Here is a 20,298-nt window from a genome sequence, read left to right as displayed (position 1 = left end):
TCTGTGCCCATACTGGCCATACGGAGGGTGCGTACGAGTCGTATGAGAAGTGAGGGCATCAGTGGCCGAGCATGAGGCCGAGGACCGAAAGCCTCAGTCGGACGAGGCCCGCAGCGCGTTCGCGCAGCCCAGCGGGGTGACGGCGCAGCCGCAGGCGCCCGAGGACGAGTCCCAGACCACCTCCGAGTTCGCCCTCCCCACAGGTCTGCCGGCCCCGTCGCCGTCGACGACGCAGGAGGCCGAGAAGTCGGCGTTCACGACGCCGCACACCTACAGCGCCCGCAACGCCCCCCAGGCCTTCACGCCCGCGCAGGGCATCCCCCTGGTGAAGCTCACCAAGGAAGCGCCCTGGCAGGACCTGATGCGCACGATGCTGCGGATGCCGGTCACCGAGCGGCCCGCTCCGGAGCCCGCGCAGAAGCAGGAGGACGAGGCCGGGCCCGCCGTGCCGCGCGTGCTCGACCTCACGCTGCGTATCGGGGAGCTGCTGCTCGCCGGCGGTGAGGGCGCCGAGGACGTCGAGGCGGCCATGTTCGCCGTCTGCCGGTCCTACGGGCTCGACCGCTGCGAGCCGAACGTGACGTTCACGCTCCTTTCGATCTCCCACCAGCCCTCGCTGGTGGACGACCCCGTCACGGCCTCCCGGACGGTGCGCCGCCGGGGCACCGACTACACCCGGCTGGCGGCGGTCTTCCACCTGGTGGACGACATCAGCGACCCGGACATCGAGGTCTCCCTGGAGGAGGCCTACCGCCGCCTCGCGGGCATCCGGCGTAACCGTCACCCCTACCCCGGCTGGGCCCTCACGGCCGCCAGCGGCCTGCTGGCGGGCTCCGCGTCCGTCCTGGTCGGCGGTGGCGCGCTGGTCTTCGTCGTGGCCGCGGTCGGCGCGATGCTGGGCGACCGGCTGGCCTGGCTGTGCGCGGGGCGCGGGCTGCCGGAGTTCTACCAGTTCGTGGGGGCAGCGATGCCGCCCGCCGCGATGGGTGTCGCGCTGAGCTTCGCGCACACCGAGGCGACGATGGCCTCCGCGGTCATCACCGGTGGCCTCTTCGCGCTGATTCCGGGGCGGGCACTGGTGGCGGGGGTGCAGGACGGTCTGACCGGCTACTACATCACCGCGGCCGCGCGTCTGCTGGAGGTCATGTATCTGATCGTCGGGATCGTCTGCGGCGTGCTGCTCGTGCTGTCGCTCGGTGTGATGCTGGACGCGACGAATCTGACGCCGGAGACGCAGTTCGGCGTCACGTCGTCGCGGCCGGTCATCCAGATCCTGGCGTCGATGGCGCTGAGCCTCGCCTTCGCGATACTGCTCCAGCAGGAACGTCACACCGTGCTGATGGTGACCCTGAACGGCGGCATCGCCTGGGTGATGTTCGGGGCGCTCGCGCAGACACCGCTGGAGCTGTCCCCCGTCGCGGCGACGGCTGTGGCGGCCGGCCTGGTGGGTCTGTTCGGGCAGCTCTTCTCGCGCTACCGGTTCGCGTCCTCGCTGCCGTACGTGACGGCCGCCATCGGGCCGCTGCTGCCCGGCAGCGCCACGTACTTCGGGCTGCTCGCCCTCGCGCAGAACGACCTCAACACGGGCATGAACTCGCTCACCAAGGCCGTCGCGACGGCCTTGGCCATCGCGATCGGCGTGAACCTGGGGAGCGAGGTCTCCCGGCTGATCCTGAAGGTCCCCGGGGCGGCCACCGCGGCGAATCGCCGTGCGGCCAAGCGGACCAGGGGCTTCTGACCGCGGACGGGCCGCTTCGTCAGCGCTTCGCGTGCCTGCCGCGCTGGGCCGGGGGCGCGCCCTCGGCCGCCGCCGCCTTCTTGGACTTGCCCCGCGCCCGCAGGAACTCGATGGCGATCGGGACCACCGAGATCAGGACGATCAGGATGAGGATCGCCTCGATGTTCTTGTGGACGAAGTCGATGTTGCCCAGCCAGGCGCCGAGCAGCGTGACGCCCGCGCCCCACAGGACGCCGCCGATGATGTTGAACGTGATGAACGAGCGGTACCGCATGCCGGAGACGCCGGCGATGATCGGCGTGAACGTGCGCACGATCGGCACGAAGCGGGCCAGGACCAGGGACTTCGGGCCGTACTTCTCGAAGAACTCGTGGGCCTTGACCACGTTCTCCTGCTTGAAGAGCTTGGAGTCCGGGCGGTTGAACAGCGCGGGCCCGACCTTCTTGCCGAAGAGGTAGCCCGCCTGGTCGCCGAGGATCGCGGCGACGCAGATCAGTACGCAGGCCAGCCACAGCGGGGTGTCCAGCTTGTGCGTGGTGATGAGCAGGCCCGTGGTGAACAGCAGCGAGTCGCCCGGCAGGAAGAAGCCGATGAGCAGGCCCGACTCGGCGAAGACGATCACCAGCAGGCCCCAGAGGCCGAACTGGTTGAGCAGGTAATCCGGATCCAGCCAGCTTGGTCCGAGCGCAAGCGTCGTCACGGTTCCGGGCTCCTGAGGGGTGAGGGGGGCGGTGCGGCGGCGGGTGCAGCCGCCCAAAGTTATCAACGCCGCGCGGGCGGGCCGGGTTCCACCGTCCAGTTAGGCAGCGTAGTAAGGGGCGCCTCCCCTGGGAAGCGCCCCTTACCGATCACTTGCCGCGTGCCGCGTTCGCCTGGATCGCGTCCCTCATGTACACCGCGAGCCCGGGCCGGATCGCCTCGTAGAAGGCGGTGAACCGCTCGTCGGCGACGTACATCTCCCCGAGGCAGGTGTGCATCTCGTGCCCACACTCGTAGTGGTAGCGGCTGATGAAGCGGCGGTGCTCCTCGGCGCCGTCCATCGCCTCCCGGGAGTCCGCGGCGAACCCTTGGGCGAGCAGGTCGCCCAGGTGGGCGTGGACCGCCGCGAACTCGTCGTTGATCCGCTTCCAGTCGTCCTTGGTGTACGTGGCCGACCTGCGCTGCGACTCCCGGTAGGCCTCCGTGTCGCCCCATCGACGCTCGGTCTCCTCCGCGTACTGCTCGGGGTCGGAGTCCCCGAAGACCTCGAACCTCTCCTCGGGCGTGAGATCGATGCCCATCTTCTTCGCCTCCATGGCGGTCTCGACGGCGGCGGCCATCTCCTGGAGCTTGGCGATCCGGGCGGTCAGCAGCTCGTGCTGGCGGCGCAGATGCGCGCGCGGGTCCGCGTCGGGGTCGTCCAGGAGGGACGCCACCTCTTCGAGGGGGAAGCCCAGCTCCCGGTAGAACAGGATCTGCTGCAACCGGTCCAGGTCGGCGTCGCCGTAGCGCCGGTGACCCGCGTGGTTGCGCCCGCTCGGCACGAGCAGGCCGATCTCGTCGTAGTGGTGCAGCGTGCGCACCGTCACCCCGGCGAAACCGGCGACCTGTCCCACCGAGTGGCTCATGGCTTCCCCCTCTCTTCTCGGTACGCGCCTCAGCCTGCGTCCTCACGCCGCGTGAGGTGCAAGCGCGAGCCCGGAGAGGGCACGGAGGGCGGGACCGCTACTTGCTGAGCGCCGTGAACCTCCGTACCGCCAGGGGCAGGAAGACTCCCACCAGTACCACGGGCCACAGCACCGCCAGGAGACCCGCGTGTTCGGCCGCCCAGGACGTGCCGGTCACTCCGGGGTCGTTGCCGAAGAGGTCGCGCACGGCGGTGGCGGTCGCGGACATGGGGTTCCACTCGACCAGGGTGCCCAGCCAGCCCGGCATGTTCTGCGGGACCGTGAAGGCGTTGGACAGGAAGCCGACCGGCCAGACCAGGATCTGCACGGCCGCCACCATCTCCGGCCTGCCCGCGATCATCGCCAGGTGGATGCCGAGCCACAGCATCGCGAACCGCAGCATGAGCAGCAGCCCGAGGGCCGCGAGGACGGCCGCGAACGAGCCGTGCCAGCGCCAGCCGATCGCGAGCCCCACCGCCATCATGACCAGCAGCGAGACGAAGGACTGGAGCATGTCGGCGGCCGAGCGCCCGACCAGGACCGCGCCGTTGGTCATCGGCATGGACCGGAAGCGGTCGATCACGCCCTTGTTCAGGTCCTGGGTGACCGCGACCATCGTGGCGTCCAGGCCGAAGACCATCGTCAGGGCGAACATGCCGGGCACCAGGAACTCCGCGTACTGACCCGTGATGCCCTTCCCGCCGCCGATCAGATACGTGAACATCAGCAGCAGCATCACCGGGAAGACCAGGCCCACCATGACCTGCACCGGCTGCCGCGCCCAGTGCGCCAGTTCGCGCCGGGTCATGGTCCAGGAGTCGGTCGCGGCCCACCTGAGTGCCGTGCCGCCCGCCAGGAACGTACTCACACTGCCTCCTTCGCGAGCTTCGTACGCTCCCCGGGCCCGGTCAGGCTCAGGAACACCTCGTCCAGCGTGGGCCTGCGCAGCGCCACGTCCTCCGCGTCGATGCCCGCGTCCCGCAGCGCCCGTACGACGTCCGTCAGCGCCTCCATCCGGTCGGTGACGGGTGCGGAGGCCAGCCTGCGGTCGGCGTCCACCGTGGCGCCCGCGGGCAGCAGATCGGCCGTGCGGGCCAGCTGGGCCGCGTCCCGCACCACCACGTCGATGCGGTCGCCGCCGAGGCGCCGCTTCAGGCCGTCCGGCGTGCCGTCCGCGACGACCCGGCCGCCGTCGATCACCGAGACGCGGTCGGCCAGCTGATCGGCCTCCTCCAGGTACTGCGTGGTCAGCAGCACGGTCGTACCGCCGCCGACCAGCGAGCGCACCGACTCCCACACCTCGGCGCGGCCCCGCGGGTCCAGGCCCGTGGTGGGCTCGTCGAGGAACAGCACCTCGGGGTCCGTGATGAGCGAGGCGGCAAGGTCCAGGCGGCGGCGCATGCCGCCGCTGTACCGCTTGACCGCCTTGCCGCCGGTGTCCGCCAGACCGAACCGCTCCAGGAGTTCCTCGGCCCGCACGCGCGCGTGGCGCGCGCCCAGGTGGTAGAGCCGCCCGAACATGTCCAGGTTCTGGCGGCCGCTCAGCTCCTCGTCCACCGCCGCGTGCTGCCCCAGCAGCCCGATGCGCCGTCGCACCTCGTCGGGCCTGCGCCGCACGTCGTGCCCCGCGACCTCCACGCGCCCCTCGTCGGCCCGCAACAGGGTGGCGAGCACCCGTACCGCCGTGGTCTTTCCCGCGCCGTTGGGGCCGAGCACGCCGTGCACCGTGCCGCGCCCCACCCGTAGGTCGAGGCCGTCCAGCGCGGCCTTCTCCCCGAACCTCTTCCGTACGCCCTCAACGATGATCACGTCCGCCATCCGGCTCCCTCGTTGATCATGTAGTCAAAGTTGACTAGATGGGCGAAGGTAGCGGAAGGTCCAGCATTCGTCAAACTTGATTACTTGCGGTCCCCGGCGTGCGGCGCGCCCGTCCCGAACGGGTTCTCCTCACCGTCGGCGAGCACCCCGACGAACGGCTCGCCCTCACCTGCGAAGGTGTAGGCGCCGCCCTTGATGCGGGCGATCAGGCTCTCGGTCCACTCCGCGCCGGTGTCGGCCGAGTGCACCCAGTAGTTCATGATCTCGCCGATGTGGCCCAGCTGGCCCGGGCCTTCCTCGGGCGTGTAGTACTCGGTGACGGAGGCGCGCCACTCCTTCATACGGCGCACGCGCTCCTCCAGGAGGGCCACCGCCTCCTCGCGCGGCAGGTCCACCATGAAGCCGAGCGCCGCCGTGAGGATGTCGGGCCGCTGGTCGTACGTGGTCAGGGACTCGCGGACCAGGGAGAGGTACTCCCGCGTGCCCTGGTCCGTGATCTCGTACTCCGTGCGCGGCGGGCCGCCCGCCGTCGAGGGGGCGACCTCGTGCGCGCGCAGCAGTCCCTGCTTGGCCAGCTGCTTCAGCGCGTGGTAGATCGAACCCGGCTTGGCGTTGGACCACTCGTGGGCGCCCCAGAACTCCAGGTCGTTGCGGACCTGGTAGCCGTGGGCCCGGCCGTGCTGGCGCACGGCTCCGAGAACCAGTAGCCGGATCGCTGACATGTATCGCGCCTTCCGCTAGCCCCCCAGTCATCAATTTTGACTAGGGTATCCCTGCTCCAGGGATACGAGCGCGAAAGCGGTCTGCCCGTCCAGCGACTCGCGGATGATGTCGGCGTGGCCGGCGTGCCGGGCGATCTCCTCGACCAGGTGCAGCATCAGCCAGCGCATCGACACCTGGCCGTCCTTGGGGAACCAGGGCGCCTCGGGCAGCGGGAAGGTGTCGTCGAGGCTCGGGACCTCGCGGATGAACTCCTCGGTCTCGCGGGCGACCCGGTCCCAGAAGGCCAGGGTCTCCGCGAGCGTCTCGCCGTCCACGAGGCGGAAGCTGTCGCCCCAGGTCGCCTCGTCGCGCTGCTTCTCGTTCGGCTTGCGCTGGGCCATGCGCAGCCAGTTCAGCTCCATCTCGGCGACGTGCTTCACCAGGCCCGACAGGGACAGCTCACTGGCGCTCGGCCGCTGGGCGGCCTGCTCGTCGGTGAGGCCGAGGACGGAGCGGCGCAGGCCGCCGCGCTGGGCCTCCACGAAGGCGATGAGGGCGCCGCGCTCGTCGCCGCGTGCTTCCGAACTGACGTGGGTGACCATGATGCCCGCCTTTTCCGAGGGGTTGAGGGCCGCCGGACTTCGGCTTCCCTCCCGACACGTCACAAGCTACGGACCCTTGCGGTCAGGTTCTGTCCGCAAGGGTGGCTCGGACGGGGCCCGGAAAGGCGCGAGTCTCAGAACGGGAACCGCGAGCGCCCGTGCTGCACCGATATCCACTTCTGCGTGGTGAAGGCCTCCACCGTCGACTCGCCGTTCAGCCGGCCGATGCCGGAGCTCTTCTCGCCGCCGAACGGCACGATCGCCTCGTCGTGCACCGTGCCGTCGTTCACGTGGATCATGCCGGTCCTGACGCGCTTGGCGAGCCGCACGCCGCGCTCGATGTCGGCCGTGTGCACCGCGCCGCTCAGGCCGTACGGGCTGTCGTTGGCGATCCGCACCGCCTCCTCCTCGCCGTCGAAGGGCAGGATCAGGGCCACGGGCCCGAAGATCTCCTGGCCGAGGACCGGGGAGTCGGCGGGCAGGTCCGTCAGGACGGAGGGCGAGACCACGTTGCCCTCGATGCCGCCGCGCAGCAGGGCCGTCGCGCCCGCGGCGACCGCCTGCTCGACGACGGACGAAACCGCCTCCGCCTGCGAGGAGTTGATGAGCGGGCCGATGTGCGTACCGGGCTCGGCCGGGTCGCCGACCTTGAGGGAGGCGGCCTTGGCGACGAACTTCTCGGTGAACTCCGCCCGCACGGAGCGGTCCACGAGGATGCGGTTGGCGGCCATGCAGACCTGGCCCTGATGCACGAAGCGGCTGAAGACCGCCGCGTCCACGGCGTAGTCGATGTCGGCGTCGTCCAGGACGATCAGCGCGCTGTTTCCGCCCAGCTCCAGGATCGAGCGCTTGAAGTGCGAGGCGCAGACCGTGGCGACGTGGCGGCCCACGCGGTCCGAGCCGGTGAAGGAGATGATGCCCGGCACCGGGTGCTCGATCAGGGCGTCGCCTATCTCGGCTATGTCCGTGATGACGACGTTGAGCAGACCGGCCGGCAGCCCGGCGTCCTCGAACACCTTGGCCACGAGGCTGCCGCCGAGCACCGGCGCGTTCTGGTGGGGCTTGAGGACGACCGCGTTGCCGAGGGCGAGGGCCGGGGCGACGGACTTGATCGACAGCAGGAAGGGGAAGTTGAAGGGGCTGATGACGCCGACCACGCCCACCGGGACGCGGTACAGGCGGTTCTCCTTGCCGTCGTCCGGGGAGGGCAGGATCCGGCCCTCGGACCGCAGCGCGAGGTGCACGGCCTCGCGCAGGAACTCCTTGGTGAGGTGCAGCTCGAAGGCCGCCTTGAGCCGGGTGCCGCCCAGCTCGGCGATGATCGCCTCGGTGATCTCCGCCTCGCGGTCCTCGATGATCCGCAGGGCTCGCTCGAAGACACCGCGCCTGGCATAGGGGTTGGTGTCGGCCCACTCCCGCTGCGCGCGCTCGGCGGCGCGGTAGGCCTGGTCGACCTCGTCGGCCGTGGCGACGGTGATGGACGCCAGCTTCTCGCCGTTGTACGGATTGAAGTCGATGATGTCCCAGGAGCCCGACCCGGCTTTCCATTCCCCGTCGATGTACTGGTGAGCCAGGTCAGTGAAGAAGGACATGAGACGGACCCCTTGCCGCGGCAGCAGACGGAAGCAGATATCCGATCAGCGTCAGACACCTGAGGTCACGTCATAGTACTTATGTTTCAGGTGAGTTGGAGGAGACCGCGCAGAAGGTCGCGGCTGTCCGCCGGATCCGGGCTGTCCTGGTGCAGCTGCGCCGCCACCCGCTCGTACTGGGCGACCTCCTCCGCCTTGTCGAGGTAGAGCGCTCCGGTGAGCTGCTCCACGTACACGACGTCGGAGAGGTCGGACTCCGGGAAGCTCAGCATGGTGAACGCGCCGCTCTCGCCCGCGTGGCCGCCGAAGCTGAACGGCATCACCTGAAGGGTGACGTTCGGGCGCTCGGAGATCTCGATGAGGTGCTGGATCTGTCCGCGCATCACCTCGCGGTCGCCGTACGGGCGTCGCAGCGCGGCCTCGTCGAGGACGCAGTGGAAGCGGGGCGCGTGCTCGGAGGCGAGGAGCTTCTGCCGCTCCAGGCGCAGCGCGACGCGGCGTTCGATCTCAGCCTCGCTCGCACCCTTCATGCCGCGCGCGACGACCGCGTGCGCGTACGCCTCGGTCTGCAACAGGCCGTTGACGAACTGCACTTCGTAGACACGGATCAGGGAGGCCGCGCCCTCAAGGCCGATGTAGGTCTGGAACCAGCCCGGCAGGACGTCGGAGTAACTGTGCCACCAGCCGGTGAGATTGGCCTCCTTGGCAAGCGAGAGGAGTGCGCCGCGCTCGGCCTCGTCCGTGACGCCGTAGAGCGTCAGAAGGTCCTCGATGTCCCTGGACTTGAAGCTCACCCGTCCCAACTCCATGCGGCTGATCTTCGATTCGGATGCACGGATCGAGTAGCCGGCCGCTTCACGGGTGATGCCCCGGGATTCCCTCAGGCGCCTCAGCTGCGACCCCAGCAGGATGCGCCGTACCACCGAGCCACTCGACTCCCCTGCGGTCACTTCGCTCAATCCTCCCCATCGACTGGAAGCCAGCAGTCTGCCATTAAACGCTTCGGGCCGTACTCGTTCGGTTACGGAAACGGAAAGCCTCCGAAAGCTCTCCACAAGAATCCGTAGGAAGAAATGGGCAAGAACTGGCACGGGCACCCTCAAGTCCGGCGCGTGCACGTGCATCTGCCCTTGCATCTGCTGTACGCATTCGGAACCATGGTCCGCGCGCCACTGCTGTACCGACCGCGTACCACCCGCACCATCGGCGACCGACCGCGCCACCGCTCCATCGCTACGTACCGCGAAACCGGGGAGTGCCTCGCATGGGGACGAATGGATCGACCATGCTCGAGCCGTTACGGCAGGGGCTTCCTCCGCTCGATCCCTCGGCGGTCTCCTCGGCGGCCTCCGTCGCACTCCCCGCCCGCTATGAAGCGGTGGGCTGCGCGCGGAAGTTCACCCGCAAGACGCTCGGGCAGTGGGATCTGGACGAGCGCTTCGACGACATAGCGCTGGTCGTCTCCGAACTCGTCACCAACGCCCTGCGGCACGCGCTGCCCGCCGCCACCCCGCGCGAGCAGCTCGACCCGGCCGTGCGGCTGCATCTGATGCGCTGGGCGTCCCGGCTGGTGTGCGCGGTGCGCGACCCCAGCGACGAGAGCCCGGTGACGCGCGACACCGACGACGACTTCTCCGCGGAGTCGGGCCGCGGCCTGTTCCTGGTGGAGTCCTTCAGCGACGGCTGGGGCTGGCACCCGCTCGCGGGCACCGTGCGCGGCAAGGTGGTCTGGGCGCTGTTCCAACTGGGCTGAGGGGAACGGCCCGTGGGGCGGGGCGGCGTTCGCGTACTCAACCGCCTATCAGGTGGTCGAACTCCCCGTCCTTCATGCCCAGCAGCATCGCTTCTATCTCCGCGCGCGTGTAGACGAGCGCCGGGCCGTCCGGGAAGCGCGAGTTGCGTACGGCGACGTCGCCGCCCGGCAGTTTCGCGAACTCCACGCAGGATCCCTGCGAGTTGCTGTGTCTGCTCTTCTGCCAGACCACCCCGTGAAGCTCCGTGGCCGCCATGCCGTTCATCGCGTGGTGCACAGATCGCTCCCCGGTGGTGCAGTGCCTTTAGTGGCTCTAGATGCAGTGGTCAACTGTCCCGGATCATAGCTGTGTTCACATGCCGATGCATGGGCAGATGCACGTGCACGCGGGGTGGCGCCCTGATTACAGCTCACCGGTCCCCGCACTCCAGAAACCGTTCTCTAGAAACAGTGCTCTAGTAACAGACGCGCACCGCGCCGGATGTGTTCCGTCCGAAAGGCGGAAAACAACCGGCGGGGTGCGGCGGAGGGGGCGGCTGAGGAGAGAGCGGGAGGCGTCAGCGCGCGGTGCCGTACGGCAGAAGGGCCATCTCGCGGGCGTTCTTGATCGCGGCGGCGATCTGCCGCTGCTGCTGCGCCGTGACACGCGTCACCCGACGGCCGCGGATCTTGCCGCGGTCCGAGATGAACTTCCGCAGCAGATCCGTGTCCTTGTAGTCGATGTACGTGATGCCGAGCGCGTCGAGGGGGTTGGGACGCGGCTTCTGCGGGCGGGCGGGGGCCTTGCGGGGGGACAAGGGTCAGACCTCCAGGAGGGTGTCGAAGGCGGGGGGCAGGTTCTTCCAGGCGTCGCGCCCGGCGGCGTACTCCTCGTCGGTCAGCAGGCAGGACTCCAGGACCTGTTCGAGGCCCTCGCGGTCCAGGCCGGGCGAGGTGAACACCAGGTGGTTGCAGCAGTCGCCGTGCTCCGGGTGCCAGTCGAGGGCGGCGGCCGCGCGGCGCATCGGCGGCACCATCTCCCACGCGGCGTCCGGCAGTGAGGCCAGCCAGGGCCCGGCGCTCTCGACGCACAGGGCGCCGCCCGCCGCGTCCCAGCCGAGCAGCGTGTCCGGGTGGTCGGCCAGCCAGAACCTTCCCCGGCTGCGGGCGGCCGCGCAGGTCAGGTCCTCCAGCGCCTCGTACAGCCGCTCCGGGTGGAACGGACGCTCCCGGCGCCATACGAAGGTGGAGACACCGCACGCGTCGGCCTCGGTCGGCAGCAGCGCGCAGGCCGGGTGCTGGGCCGCGGCGGCCGCCTCGACGTCGAAGCCGGCGAGCGCGGCGCAGGCCAGGTCGCCGTGCCCGATCGGGACTTGGTGAGCCGTCGGGTGGAGCTGGGTGAGCAGCGCGCGGTCCTCGTCGTCGGCCTCGGCGGAGTCCGCGACGGCGAGCACGGGCGCGTATTCGAGCTGGCGTGCCCAGGTGTCGGCGACCGTGCGCTGGTCGGTGGGGGCTGCGGCGAGGCCGGCGTCCATGAGGTCGTCGCCGTTGCCGAGGCAGGGCAGGAGCAGCGCGGGGTCGACCGCGGTGACGACGCCGCCGAGCCTGATGCCCTCACCGCCGTGCGCCGCGATGACCTCGGCCATGGCCTTGGGCTCGACGGAGTCCCACAGCTCGACGACGGCGAGCCGGTTCAGGCCCGCGTCGGCGAGCCGCCGCAGCTCGGGCACCAGGTCCTCGCGGAGCGCGCAGCACGCGCAGTCGTTGACGAGGGGGGTCTCGCCCGTGGAGAGCACGCCGCTGGTGTCGCGCACGGTGCGTACGACGGTGCCCCGCACGGCGGTCGACAGGTCGTGGTGGAGGGCGACGCTGCCGGGGACGGTGGCGAGGAGGTGGTCGACGGCCGCCCTGCGGGCGTCCGCGTGGAGGCCGCCGACGATCACGGTGTCCATCGGGCGGGCGGCGTTCGCGCCCCGCCCGTCGTGCGTGTGGTCCATCAGCGCTTACCGAAGCGGCGCTCGAAGCGCTCGACGCGGCCGGCCGTGTCCATGACGCGTGCCGTGCCCGTGTAGAAGGGGTGGCTCGCGGACGAGACCTCGACGTCGATGACCGGGTACGTGTTCCCGTCCTCCCACTCGACCGTCTTCTGGCTGGTGGCCGTCGAGCGGGTGAGGAAGGCGAAGCCGGCGGCCTTGTCGCGGAAGACGACGGGGGCGTACGGGGGGTGGATGTCCTTGCGCATGGCGGTCAGCGCTCCTCTCGGAAGTCGACGTGGCGTCCGGCCACCGGGTCGTACTTGCGCAGCGTGAGGCGGTCGGGGTCGTTCCGTCGGTTCTTGCGGGTCACGTAGGTGTAGCCGGTTCCCGCCGTGGAGCGGAGCTTGATGACGGGGCGGAGTTCGTTGCGGGCCATGTGGCTAGTATATGAAAACGACTCCCGTTTTCAATTGCGGAGTTCTTTCATCGACCGAGAGGTGCGTCACCATGTCCGCCCACTGTCAGCTGACGGGCGCGAAGCCCGGCTTCGGCAACCACGTCTCCCACTCCCACCGGCGGACCTCCCGCCGCTTCGACCCCAACGTCCAGCGCAAGCGGTACTGGCTGCCGAGCGAGGGGCGGTACGTGCGGCTGCGGCTCAGCGCGAGGGCCATCAGGGCCGTGGACTCCCTCGGCATCGAGGCGGCGGTCGCGAGGATCCGCGCGCGGGGCGAGAAGGTCTGATCCCGAGCGGAAACCAGAAGAGGGAAGAAGACGGACGAAGAAGGACGAAGAAGGAAGAGGTCTGAACCGATGGCGAAGAAGAGCAAGATCGCGAAGAACGAGAAGCGCCGGGAGATCGTCGCGCGGTACGCCGCCCGGCGGGCCGAGCTGAAGGAGGCCATCCGCAGGCCTGGCACGGCCGATGCCGAACGGCTCGCCGCCCAGCGGGAGTTGGCACGCCACCCGCGCGACGCGAGCGCCACGCGGGTGCGGAACCGGGACAGTGTCGACGGGCGTCCGCGCGGGTACGTGGGGGCGTTCGGATTGTCGAGGGTGAAGTTGCGTGAGCAAGCGCACGCCGGTTTCCTCCCCGGGGTGCGGAAGTCCTCCTGGTAGCTTGGCGCGCGATTTCGCCGGGGATGCCGGCGGGGCAACGCCACGTCATACAGGGGGAGTTCCAGTGCGTACGTACGTCCGTAGTGTCCGTCGTGTCCGTCGGGCCCGGGTCGGGGCCGTGGCGGCCAGTCTTGTCGCGGTGCTCGCCGTGGCCGGGTGCGGCAGCGACGGTGATGGAGGCGGGGACGGTGACGGGGGCGGCGGCAAGAAGGACCGCGGCGCCTCGTCGGCCGGCGGGTCCGACTCCTCGCAGGAGGGCGACTCGGCCGGGGGCGGCGGTTCCGAGGGCGGCAGCGTGGAGGGGGCGTGGCTCACGACGACCGACGGGAAGCCGCTGGCTCTCGTGGTCCACCAGGGGTCGGCGTCGCTGGTGGGCGAGGACGTGATGTGCAGCGGCACCGCGAGTGGCAGGTCCGGCGCGCAGGTGATCAGCCTCAAGTGCCCGAAGGGCGACTCCGACCGCACGACGGGCCGGGTCGAGTCCGTGGACGCCAAGACACTGAAGGTGGCGTGGGAGGGCGCGGGCACGGACGAGTTCCAGAAGACCCAGGGAGGCAAGCTTCCGGAGGGGCTGCCTACGGGGGTGCCGCCGCAGTCCTAGCGGGGGCTCTGGCGGGAGCTCTGTCGGGGGGGCTCCTGGGCGCGTGCGCAAAGGCCCGCCGTGCGCCGGCGGGGCGGGCGTCGCGGCGTCGGGTGCGTGCCCCGGGGGGTCCCCGGCGGAGCCGGGCGCCGCGCCGCTGCGCGGGCGGGACTTCGCGGGGGGGGGCAGCGGCGGGGTGCGGTGCCGTTCCCCCGTTCACCCGCGGGGCGGGCATCGCGATGTCGGGGGCGTGCCCTGGGGCCCCGGCCGGAGCCGGGCGACGCGCCGCTGCGCATGCGGGACTTCGCGGGGGGCAGCGGCGGGGTGCGGTGCCGTCACCCTCGTTCACCCGCGGGGCGGGCATCGCGACGTCGGGGGCGTGCCCTGGGGCCCCGGCCGGAGCCGGGCGCCGCGCCGCTGCGCGTGCCGGAACTTTGCGAGGGGGGTCAGCTGCGGGGTGCGGTGCCGTCCAGGAGCATGGGTGGTGCGGGGGTGTCCAGGGCGTTGGAGAGGTCTTCCAGGGTGGTCAGGAGCAGGCCCGCTCCCCTGCGGACCACGCGGTCGGGGACGCCCTCGCCGTCCCACTCCTCCAGGGCCGTGCGGACCGCCTCCCAGTGGGGGACGCGGCGTTCCCGTACCGCCTTCGCGCCCTGCTCCGTCGACCTGCGCAGCGCGTCGGCGAGGCGCGCCGCCGCGGGGACGGGCGTCGCGTCGCGCTCCGGCAGGTGCGCCTCCATCAACATCGCCACGCGCCCCAGCTGGGCCAGGGCGTCCGCCGCCTCCGTGGCCGCGGCGCGGGACAGGCCGCGGTGGCGCACCGGTTCGTTCTGGGCGCGGGCCGTCGCGTCCTGCCAGGCGATCCTGGCGTCCCTCGCCGCGAGCAGCGCCTCGCGTACGTCGGGGCAGGCCTTGCCCGCCGGATGCGCGTAGTGGTCGACGACCGCGGCGGCGTACCGGCCGTCCGCGATCAGCCAGTCCGCCAGGCGCGTGCGCAGACGCGGGGTCTCCCACGCCGGGTACACGGCGTACGCGATCATCGCGAGGACGCCGCCGAGCAGCGTCAGTACGACGCGCTCCGGGACCGTCTGCGTCCACTGCTGGCCGCCCATACCGAGCAGGAACACGACGTACGCGGCCACGCAGGCCTGCGCCGCCACCTGCCCCGTGCGCATCAGCAGGTACATCATCCCGGCGCAGAGCACGGCGAGCGCGGCGGACAGGCCCGTGCCGGGGCCGGCCAGCTGGACCAGGCCCGTGGCGAGCGCGACGCCGACGAGGGTGCCGCCGAAGCGGGCGACGGCGCGGGAGTACGTCTGGGAGAAGTCCGGGCGCATCACCATCACCGACGCCATGGGGGCCCAGTAGCCGTGGCCGAACGGGAGCCAGGTGCCGAGGAGATAACCGGCGGCGGCCACCGCGGTGACGCGGATCGCATGGCGGGCGATCGGGGACTCGTGGCGCAGGGACGCCCGCATGGCGCGCAGGGCGGCGGGGACGAGGGCGGGCAGCGAGGGGCGGAGGAGGGGGACCGCCTGGGTGTCGGGGTGGGGGGTGGTGGTCGGTGGTGGGGCCGGGGTCGGTGGTGCAGCCGAGGCCGGTGGCGGGGCCGGGGTCAGTGGTGAGGCCGGGGCCGGTGGTGGGGACGAGGCCAGTGGTGAGGCCGGGGTCGGTGGTGCAGCCGAGGCCGGTAGTGAGGTCGGGTCCGGCGGTGCGGCCGAGGCCGGTGGCGGGGCCGGGGTCGGTGGTGAGGCCGGGGCCGGTGGTGGGGACGAGGCCAGTGGTGAGGCCGGGGCCGGTGGTGCAGCCGAGGCCGGGGGTGAGGCCGAGGGCGGTGGTGGGGCCGAGGGCGGTGGTGGGGCCGAGGGCGGTGGTGGGGTGTGGGGGGTGTGCTGGGGGCCTCCCGCTGTTTCCAGTACGTCCCTCAGGAGCGCCCCGAGGCGGGTCGCCGCGCGGTACGCGGGGCCCGTCAGGATCGCCCCCGTGTCCGGGGTCCTGAGCGTGGCCAGGGCCGCCGGGGGCATCTTCACCGGCTCTCCGTGGCGGATCGCGCGGGCCGCCGCGTCCAGGACGGAGCCCGCCGCGGCCAGCAGTTCGCGCACCCGGTCGCGTTCCCTGCCCTCCGGCGGGACGCCCACCGCCGGGTCCGCCAGGGAGGCGAGGACCGGGCGGATACGTTCGGCCAGGCCTCGCGCGCCGTGCAGTTCCGCGGGGCGGGTGCGGGCCTGGCGCGGGGTGATCGTCGCCGCGTCGCGGGCCGCCATCAGGGGTTCCGGGTCGAAGGGGGCGACCGGGTCGTGCCTGAGCCTGCGGGCGTAGTCCGCCTCGGCGGCCAGGGCGTCGGCGAGGGCGTCCCGGTGGGCGCCCCATCTGCGTACCGGAAGGAGCACCACGAGAGCCGCCTGGACGAAGCCGCCCACGACCATCATCGCCGCGTGGCCCGCGGCGGCGGCCGCCGAGGTCGGGATGGTGACCGTGACCAGCATGATCGCCACGTTCGACGAGGCGATGATGCCGACGGTCGGGCCCGCGGCCCAGCTCAGGCCCGCCAGGAAGGTCCAGAGGGAGAGGAGGGCGAGGAAGAGGAGGGTGTGGGAGCCGGTGAGGTAGCCGAGGAAGGTGGAGACGGCGAGGCTCGTGCCGGAGGCGAGGGCGAGTTCCGGGCGGGGGCGCCAGCTGCGCTGGAACGTGGCGATGGCTGCCTGGAACGCGCCGAAGGCGGAGCTGGCGGCCACCGCCGGGCCGAAGAGGGTGAGGCTGAGACCGATGACGATGGCCAGGCCCGCTGCGCCCCGGGCGGCGACCAGGGGTTCGAGCCGTTTGCGCTCCACGGTCAGGCCTGAGCGTGCTGTCTCTTTCAGCGCTCGGAGCCAGGTCACTCTGTGATGATACGGGGCATATCGGGCGAGACGGGGTCGCGGGGCGGTGCGGTCCGCGACCAACACGTACCTGGCCGTGCGGGCTCTTGAACGGGTCAGGGGGCGTTCAGGGACGTCGTGGGGTGGAGGCGGGACGCCCGGACCGCCGGGTACAGGCCCGCGGCCACGCCGATGAGCTGCGTCGCGCCGAAAGCCGCGGTCAGGGACCAGACAGGGACGACCGGGGTCCAGTGCCGGGTCAGGGCGAAGCCGTACGTCGCCGCCACGCCGAGCACCGCGCCCGCAGCCCCGCCGAGCGCGGAGAGCAGCAGGGACTCCGCGAGGAACTGGAGGCGTATCGCGTTGCGCGTGGCGCCCAGCGCGCGGCGCAGACCGATCTCCGCCCTGCGTTCCAGTACGGAGATCACCATCGTGTTGGCGACGCCGACGCCGCCGACCAGAAGCGCCACCGCGCCCAGCCCCAGCATCAGGTTCGTCAGGCCCTCGTCCGTCGCCGCCTTCGCGGCCAGCGCGTCCGACGGGCGGGAGACCTTCACGGAACCCTCGGCTCCGGGGTTGACCGTGCGGGCCAGGACCTCTCGCACGTCCTCGACCGCCGCGTCGGGCGAGCGCTCGAAGATGGTGGACGGATGCCCGTCGAAGCCGAAGTACTTCTCGGCCGCCGGGAAGCCGACCAGCGCCACGCGGTCCAGGTTCGGGACGAGTTCGACGGGTTCCAGGATGCCGACGACGACCACGTACTCGTCGTTCATCATGATCTTCTCGCCGGGGGATGTGACGCCGAGGCGCTCTGCCGCGACCGAGCCGAGGACGGTGACGGGGAGGGTGGCGGTGGTCCCGGTGAGCCAGCTGCCCTTGGCCATGCGCGCGTTGAGGGCCATCAGGAGGTCGGTGCGGGCCGCCTGGGTCGTGACGCCGGCCGTCCGCTCCTCGGGGACGACGTCGCTGCGGCGGACGCGGGCGTCGACATCCGCCGTCTCCGTGGCGTGCTGGACGGGGCCGATGCGTTCGACCATCGCCACCGCCGCCTTGGGGAGCCGCACCTCCTGGCCCGTCGCGTCCTTGCCCGCCTCGGCGGTGAGGAGGTTCGTGCCGAGCCGGTCGAGCCTGCCCATCAGGTCCGCCTTGCTGGACTGGGAGAGGCCCACGACCGCGACCATCGTGGCGATGCCGATCGCGATGCCGAGGGCGGAGAGGACTACCCTCGCGCGGCGGACGCGCAGTCCGATCGCGCCGACCCGGAGTATGTCCGTGAACCTCATCCCGACTCCCTTGGTACGTCTGTTACGTCGTGAAGTCGGCTTCCCCGGCCGGTGGCGGAGTCGGCGGTGATCTCGCCGTCGCGGAAGCGGACGCGGCGGGGCAGGGCGTCGGCTATGTCATGGTCGTGGGTGATCACGCAGACCGTGGTGCCCGTCGCGTTCAGCTCGTGGAGCAGGGCCATGACCAGCGCGCCCGAGGCCGTGTCCAGGGCGCCGGTCGGCTCGTCCGCGAGGAGGACCGACGGCTCCCCCACCAGTGCGCGGGCTATCGCCACGCGCTGCTTCTCGCCTCCGGAAAGCTCGCCGGGACTGTGGCCGAGGCGGTGGCCCAGGCCGACCCGCTCCAGGGCCTCGCGGGCACGGGCGCGGCGTGCCTTCGGGGCGACGCCCGCGTACAGGAGCCCGTCCGCGACGTTGTCGACCGCGTCGCGGCCCGCCGCCAGGTGGAAGTGCTGGAAGACGAAGCCGATGTGGCGGGCGCGCAGCGCCGAGAGCCGGGCGTCCGACAGGGCGCCCACGTCCTGTCTCGCGACGCGGACCGTGCCCGCGGTGGGCCTGTCGAGGGTGCCGATGATGTTCAGGACCGTCGACTTGCCGGACCCGGAGGGGCCGACGACGGCGAGCAGCTCCCCCGCGCGGACGGTGAGGCTCACTCCGCGCAGCGCGTGCACGCCGCCCGGGTAGGACTTGGTCACGTCTCGGAGTTCGATGAGAGGGGCGGGGGCGGATGAGGTGGAGGCCGGTGAGTTGGAGGCGGGGGGCAGGAGCGGTGGAGTCATTGGCCCGGCGTCCCCACCCTCGTGCCCTCCGCGATTCCCGCGCCCCTGACCTCGATCTTTCCGTCGGCCGTCATTCCTGTCCCGACCCGCACCATGCGTGACGTACCGCCGCTGACGACCTGGAGTCCGTAGCCGCCGTTCTCTCCGCGCAGGGCCACCACCGCCTCGACCGGGACCGTGAGGACGTCCTTGCGGGACGCGCTGACGAACCTCACGCTCGCCGTCGCCCTGGCGTCCTCGCCCGCCGCCGCCGGCTTGCCGCCGTCCAGGGTGACTTCGACGGTGATGCCGTCGCCGGGGGCGGGGTCCCCGGCGCCCTCGGGGGAACCGGAGGCGTCCGGTTCCGCCGTGCCCGTGACCCGGCCCGGCTCCGTTCTGCCGCTCGGCAGGGTGACCTCGACCTTCGTGCCCTTCGCGGTCAGGGACGCGTCGCTCTGGTCGAGTTCGACGCGGACCACTGGTTTGGTGGAGGCGGCCGTGAGGACTGGGTCTCCGGGGGCGACCTGGTCGGCGAGCGCCGCGTCCGCCGACGCCACCTTGATCCGGTCCGGCTGGAAGACGACATCTCCCTTGCCCACCTTGCCGGTCGGCACCCGGTTGAGGGTCTTCTGCCAGCGTTTGACCGCGGCTGCCGTCGCGCCGTCGTAGCGCGGGTCCACGTACAGGGTTTCGCCGCGCGGGCCCTCGCCGTAGCCGAGGGCGACGAGGTTGCGTTCCAGTTGCAGTACGTCACTGCCGCGGTCCCCCTCCTTCATCTCACGGAAGGCCGGGACCGGGCCGTACAGGAGCGTCACCGGCTTGTCGTCCAGTTCGTACAGCGCCTGCCCGCGCGTCACGGTCACGCCCTCCCTCGCGGCGACCGTGACCGTGCCCCCGACCGCCGACTTCACCGCACGGCGCCCCGCGAAGTCGATCTTCCCGTCGACCGTCTTGGACCGCACCAGATCCGTGCGGGTGACGGTGGCGGTGGCGGGCGGCAGGTCCTTGCTCCCGCCCTCGGCGCCGGTGCCGGGGCCGCCCGCGACGAACACCGCGGCCCCGGCCGCCGACGCGGCGACCAGCACGGACGCGAGCGCCAGGAAGCCCGTACGGCGCCGCATCACTGCATCCCGTCCAGGCCGTCGAGCAGTTTGTCCCCGCAGGCCTCGCGGGCTTCCCTGTACGCGGGCGAGTCGCGGTCCATCGTCGGGGCCGCGGGGTTCGTCTCGCCGCCGGGCAGGACGTTGCCGCCGGTCATCGTGGGATTGCCGAACTTCGAGACGCCGTGCTCGCGCATGCACTTGGCGTGCGCCAGCATCGACTCGTAGTCCTTCTGCGCGTTGCGCTCGGGCTCCAGGTTCAGGGCGTCCCTCAACTCCGGTCCGCAGGCGCCGTTCTTGCCGCCCTTCTGCTCCTCACCACGGCCGTTCGGGTCGGTGATCTCGTCGATCCTCGCCCAGTCGAGATAGCCGCTGAGCTTGGGATCGGGGAAGTCCTTGACGCCGCCCTTGGTGCGCATGCAACGGACGTACGTCATCTGCGCGTCGAAGAAGGCGCTCTTGCCGCCGGCCTTTCCGCCGCCCTCGCCGCCCTCCCTGTCCTTCCCTGACGGGGAGCCGTCGGCAGGTGGGGCCGACGCGACCTCCCCGGACTGCCGCGTGCCGCCGCCGTCGCCGCCTCCGCAGGCGGCACAGACCACCAGGACCGAGGTGGCGAGGAGCGCGGTGAACAGGGGGCGGGCACCGCCGCGCGATGTGGTGTGGACGCTGTGGATGCTCATGGGATCACCGTCCGGCCCCCATGTGGTGGCCGGTCCATGACCACATGATGAGAACGTAACAATGCGCCCGTGGCCGCCCGTTCTCCGTTCCCATCGGCCCTGAACCGGGCGAATCCT

At 71.5% G+C, this 20,298-nt stretch carries 23 protein-coding genes; 5 read left to right on the top strand and 18 right to left on the bottom strand.

The annotated features are described in order from the left end of the window. Window positions 1-61 precede the first annotated feature (61 nt). Window positions 62-1,738, top strand: a complete 1,677-nt coding sequence (locus CP975_RS19570; RefSeq protein WP_055533755.1) for a threonine/serine exporter family protein — start codon at window positions 62-64, stop codon at window positions 1,736-1,738. 19 nt (window positions 1,739-1,757) lie between these two features. Here CP975_RS19570 and CP975_RS19565 read toward each other — a convergent pair whose 3' ends face one another. The 8 genes from CP975_RS19565 to CP975_RS19530 all read right to left on the bottom strand — a co-directional run bounded on the left by CP975_RS19565 (window position 1,758) and on the right by CP975_RS19530 (window position 9,048). Continuing rightward, window positions 1,758-2,438, bottom strand: a complete 681-nt coding sequence (locus tag CP975_RS19565; protein ID WP_055533757.1) for a DedA family protein — start codon at window positions 2,436-2,438, stop codon at window positions 1,758-1,760. A gap of 148 nt (window positions 2,439-2,586) precedes the next feature. Beyond that, window positions 2,587-3,345, bottom strand: a complete 759-nt coding sequence (locus CP975_RS19560; protein WP_055533759.1) for a MerR family transcriptional regulator — start codon at window positions 3,343-3,345, stop codon at window positions 2,587-2,589. Window positions 3,346-3,442: 97 nt separating this feature from the next. Then, entirely contained in the window at window positions 3,443-4,192 is a 750-nt protein-coding gene (locus CP975_RS19555) for an ABC transporter permease (protein WP_150477925.1), read from the bottom strand. A gap of 56 nt (window positions 4,193-4,248) precedes the next feature. Further along, window positions 4,249-5,202: an ATP-binding cassette domain-containing protein gene (locus tag CP975_RS19550; RefSeq protein ID WP_055533763.1), complete on the bottom strand. Its 954-nt coding sequence runs from the start codon at window positions 5,200-5,202 to the stop codon at window positions 4,249-4,251. 80 nt (window positions 5,203-5,282) lie between these two features. Then, window positions 5,283-5,924: a PadR family transcriptional regulator gene (locus tag CP975_RS19545; RefSeq protein ID WP_055533765.1), complete on the bottom strand. Its 642-nt coding sequence runs from the start codon at window positions 5,922-5,924 to the stop codon at window positions 5,283-5,285. Between the two features lie 30 nt (window positions 5,925-5,954). After that, window positions 5,955-6,506 (bottom strand): DinB family protein, encoded by a 552-nt coding sequence (locus tag CP975_RS19540; protein ID WP_055533766.1) that lies wholly within the window; start codon window positions 6,504-6,506, stop codon window positions 5,955-5,957. Between the two features lie 134 nt (window positions 6,507-6,640). Then, window positions 6,641-8,098 (bottom strand): aldehyde dehydrogenase family protein, encoded by a 1,458-nt coding sequence (locus tag CP975_RS19535; protein ID WP_055533767.1) that lies wholly within the window; start codon window positions 8,096-8,098, stop codon window positions 6,641-6,643. A gap of 86 nt (window positions 8,099-8,184) precedes the next feature. Further along, a complete protein-coding gene (locus CP975_RS19530; RefSeq protein WP_030785815.1) occupies window positions 8,185-9,048 on the bottom strand; it encodes a helix-turn-helix domain-containing protein in 864 nt (287 codons plus the stop codon). A gap of 314 nt (window positions 9,049-9,362) precedes the next feature. Here CP975_RS19530 and CP975_RS19525 point away from each other — a divergent pair, with 314 nt between their 5' ends. After that, entirely contained in the window at window positions 9,363-9,851 is a 489-nt protein-coding gene (locus CP975_RS19525; RefSeq protein ID WP_055533768.1) for an ATP-binding protein, read from the top strand. 37 nt (window positions 9,852-9,888) lie between these two features. Here the strand turns inward: CP975_RS19525 and CP975_RS19520 are convergent, their stop codons facing one another. The 5 genes from CP975_RS19520 to rpmG form a co-directional block, all read right to left on the bottom strand. Further along, entirely contained in the window at window positions 9,889-10,116 is a 228-nt protein-coding gene (locus tag CP975_RS19520) for a DUF397 domain-containing protein (protein WP_055533771.1), read from the bottom strand. A gap of 292 nt (window positions 10,117-10,408) precedes the next feature. Then, a complete protein-coding gene (gene rpsR / locus CP975_RS19515) occupies window positions 10,409-10,648 on the bottom strand; it encodes a 30S ribosomal protein S18 (RefSeq protein ID WP_150477172.1) in 240 nt (79 codons plus the stop codon). A 3-nt stretch (window positions 10,649-10,651) separates the two neighbouring features. Further along, the gene (locus tag CP975_RS19510) at window positions 10,652-11,827 is read right to left on the bottom strand and encodes a CobW family GTP-binding protein (RefSeq protein WP_246201565.1); all 1,176 of its coding nucleotides are present in this window, start codon (window positions 11,825-11,827) and stop codon (window positions 10,652-10,654) included. Further along, window positions 11,827-12,072, bottom strand: a complete 246-nt coding sequence (locus tag CP975_RS19505) for a type B 50S ribosomal protein L31 (RefSeq protein WP_055536386.1) — start codon at window positions 12,070-12,072, stop codon at window positions 11,827-11,829. Before CP975_RS19505 ends, CP975_RS19510 begins: the two co-directional genes overlap by 1 nt. Before the next feature lie 5 nt (window positions 12,073-12,077). After that, entirely contained in the window at window positions 12,078-12,242 is a 165-nt protein-coding gene (gene rpmG, locus CP975_RS19500; protein ID WP_030361075.1) for a 50S ribosomal protein L33, read from the bottom strand. 71 nt (window positions 12,243-12,313) lie between these two features. On the opposite strand from rpmG, the gene rpmB reads away from it, so the two are divergent. The 3 genes from rpmB to CP975_RS19485 all read left to right on the top strand — a co-directional run bounded on the left by rpmB (window position 12,314) and on the right by CP975_RS19485 (window position 13,526). Then, window positions 12,314-12,550 carry a 50S ribosomal protein L28 gene (gene rpmB / locus CP975_RS19495; protein ID WP_055536385.1) on the top strand — a complete coding sequence of 79 codons (237 nt, stop codon included), beginning with the start codon at window positions 12,314-12,316 and terminating at the stop codon, window positions 12,548-12,550. A 69-nt stretch (window positions 12,551-12,619) separates the two neighbouring features. Then, window positions 12,620-12,925 carry a 30S ribosomal protein S14 gene (gene rpsN / locus CP975_RS19490; protein ID WP_150477171.1) on the top strand — a complete coding sequence of 102 codons (306 nt, stop codon included), beginning with the start codon at window positions 12,620-12,622 and terminating at the stop codon, window positions 12,923-12,925. A 118-nt stretch (window positions 12,926-13,043) separates the two neighbouring features. After that, entirely contained in the window at window positions 13,044-13,526 is a 483-nt protein-coding gene (locus CP975_RS19485; RefSeq protein WP_150477170.1) for a hypothetical protein, read from the top strand. Between the two features lie 425 nt (window positions 13,527-13,951). Here CP975_RS19485 and CP975_RS19480 read toward each other — a convergent pair whose 3' ends face one another. The 5 genes from CP975_RS19480 to CP975_RS19460 form a co-directional block, all read right to left on the bottom strand. After that, entirely contained in the window at window positions 13,952-16,381 is a 2,430-nt protein-coding gene (locus tag CP975_RS19480; protein ID WP_150477169.1) for an FUSC family protein, read from the bottom strand. Window positions 16,382-16,476: 95 nt separating this feature from the next. Then, window positions 16,477-17,643 carry an ABC transporter permease gene (locus tag CP975_RS19475; RefSeq protein ID WP_055535255.1) on the bottom strand — a complete coding sequence of 389 codons (1,167 nt, stop codon included), beginning with the start codon at window positions 17,641-17,643 and terminating at the stop codon, window positions 16,477-16,479. After that, window positions 17,640-18,422, bottom strand: a complete 783-nt coding sequence (locus CP975_RS19470) for an ABC transporter ATP-binding protein (protein ID WP_055535253.1) — start codon at window positions 18,420-18,422, stop codon at window positions 17,640-17,642. Before CP975_RS19470 ends, CP975_RS19475 begins: the two co-directional genes overlap by 4 nt. Continuing rightward, the gene (locus tag CP975_RS19465) at window positions 18,419-19,522 is read right to left on the bottom strand and encodes an efflux RND transporter periplasmic adaptor subunit (RefSeq protein WP_055535251.1); all 1,104 of its coding nucleotides are present in this window, start codon (window positions 19,520-19,522) and stop codon (window positions 18,419-18,421) included. Before CP975_RS19465 ends, CP975_RS19470 begins: the two co-directional genes overlap by 4 nt. Further along, window positions 19,522-20,181, bottom strand: a complete 660-nt coding sequence (locus CP975_RS19460) for a hypothetical protein (protein ID WP_055535249.1) — start codon at window positions 20,179-20,181, stop codon at window positions 19,522-19,524. Before CP975_RS19460 ends, CP975_RS19465 begins: the two co-directional genes overlap by 1 nt. Window positions 20,182-20,298 lie beyond the last annotated feature (117 nt).

The sequence above is a fragment of the Streptomyces alboniger genome (assembly GCF_008704395.1).
Lineage (GTDB): Bacteria > Actinomycetota > Actinomycetes > Streptomycetales > Streptomycetaceae > Streptomyces > Streptomyces alboniger.
Note: the sequence above shows the minus strand (reverse complement) of the source record. Positions and strands in the feature narration are given on the sequence as shown.

Excerpts from the sequence above, each read along its gene's own strand:
- CP975_RS19560 (WP_055533759.1), bottom strand. The coding sequence starts at position 3,345 with ATGAGCCACTCGGTGGGACAGGTCGCCGGTTTCGCCGGGGTGACGGTG.
- CP975_RS19555 (WP_150477925.1), bottom strand. The coding sequence starts at position 4,192 with ATGACCCGGCGCGAACTGGCGCACTGGGCGCGGCAGCCGGTGCAGGTC.
- CP975_RS19550 (WP_055533763.1), bottom strand. The coding sequence starts at position 5,202 with ATGGCGGACGTGATCATCGTTGAGGGCGTACGGAAGAGGTTCGGGGAG.
- CP975_RS19545 (WP_055533765.1), bottom strand. The coding sequence starts at position 5,924 with ATGTCAGCGATCCGGCTACTGGTTCTCGGAGCCGTGCGCCAGCACGGC.
- CP975_RS19540 (WP_055533766.1), bottom strand. The coding sequence starts at position 6,506 with ATGGTCACCCACGTCAGTTCGGAAGCACGCGGCGACGAGCGCGGCGCC.
- CP975_RS19535 (WP_055533767.1), bottom strand. The coding sequence starts at position 8,098 with ATGTCCTTCTTCACTGACCTGGCTCACCAGTACATCGACGGGGAATGG.
- CP975_RS19525 (WP_055533768.1), top strand. The coding sequence starts at position 9,363 with ATGGGGACGAATGGATCGACCATGCTCGAGCCGTTACGGCAGGGGCTT.
- CP975_RS19520 (WP_055533771.1), bottom strand. The coding sequence starts at position 10,116 with ATGAACGGCATGGCGGCCACGGAGCTTCACGGGGTGGTCTGGCAGAAG.
- CP975_RS19510 (WP_246201565.1), bottom strand. The coding sequence starts at position 11,827 with ATGGACCACACGCACGACGGGCGGGGCGCGAACGCCGCCCGCCCGATG.
- CP975_RS19505 (WP_055536386.1), bottom strand. The coding sequence starts at position 12,072 with ATGCGCAAGGACATCCACCCCCCGTACGCCCCCGTCGTCTTCCGCGAC.
- rpmG (WP_030361075.1), bottom strand. The coding sequence starts at position 12,242 with ATGGCCCGCAACGAACTCCGCCCCGTCATCAAGCTCCGCTCCACGGCG.
- rpmB (WP_055536385.1), top strand. The coding sequence starts at position 12,314 with ATGTCCGCCCACTGTCAGCTGACGGGCGCGAAGCCCGGCTTCGGCAAC.
- rpsN (WP_150477171.1), top strand. The coding sequence starts at position 12,620 with ATGGCGAAGAAGAGCAAGATCGCGAAGAACGAGAAGCGCCGGGAGATC.
- CP975_RS19475 (WP_055535255.1), bottom strand. The coding sequence starts at position 17,643 with ATGAGGTTCACGGACATACTCCGGGTCGGCGCGATCGGACTGCGCGTC.
- CP975_RS19470 (WP_055535253.1), bottom strand. The coding sequence starts at position 18,422 with ATGACTCCACCGCTCCTGCCCCCCGCCTCCAACTCACCGGCCTCCACC.
- CP975_RS19465 (WP_055535251.1), bottom strand. The coding sequence starts at position 19,522 with ATGCGGCGCCGTACGGGCTTCCTGGCGCTCGCGTCCGTGCTGGTCGCC.
- CP975_RS19460 (WP_055535249.1), bottom strand. The coding sequence starts at position 20,181 with ATGAGCATCCACAGCGTCCACACCACATCGCGCGGCGGTGCCCGCCCC.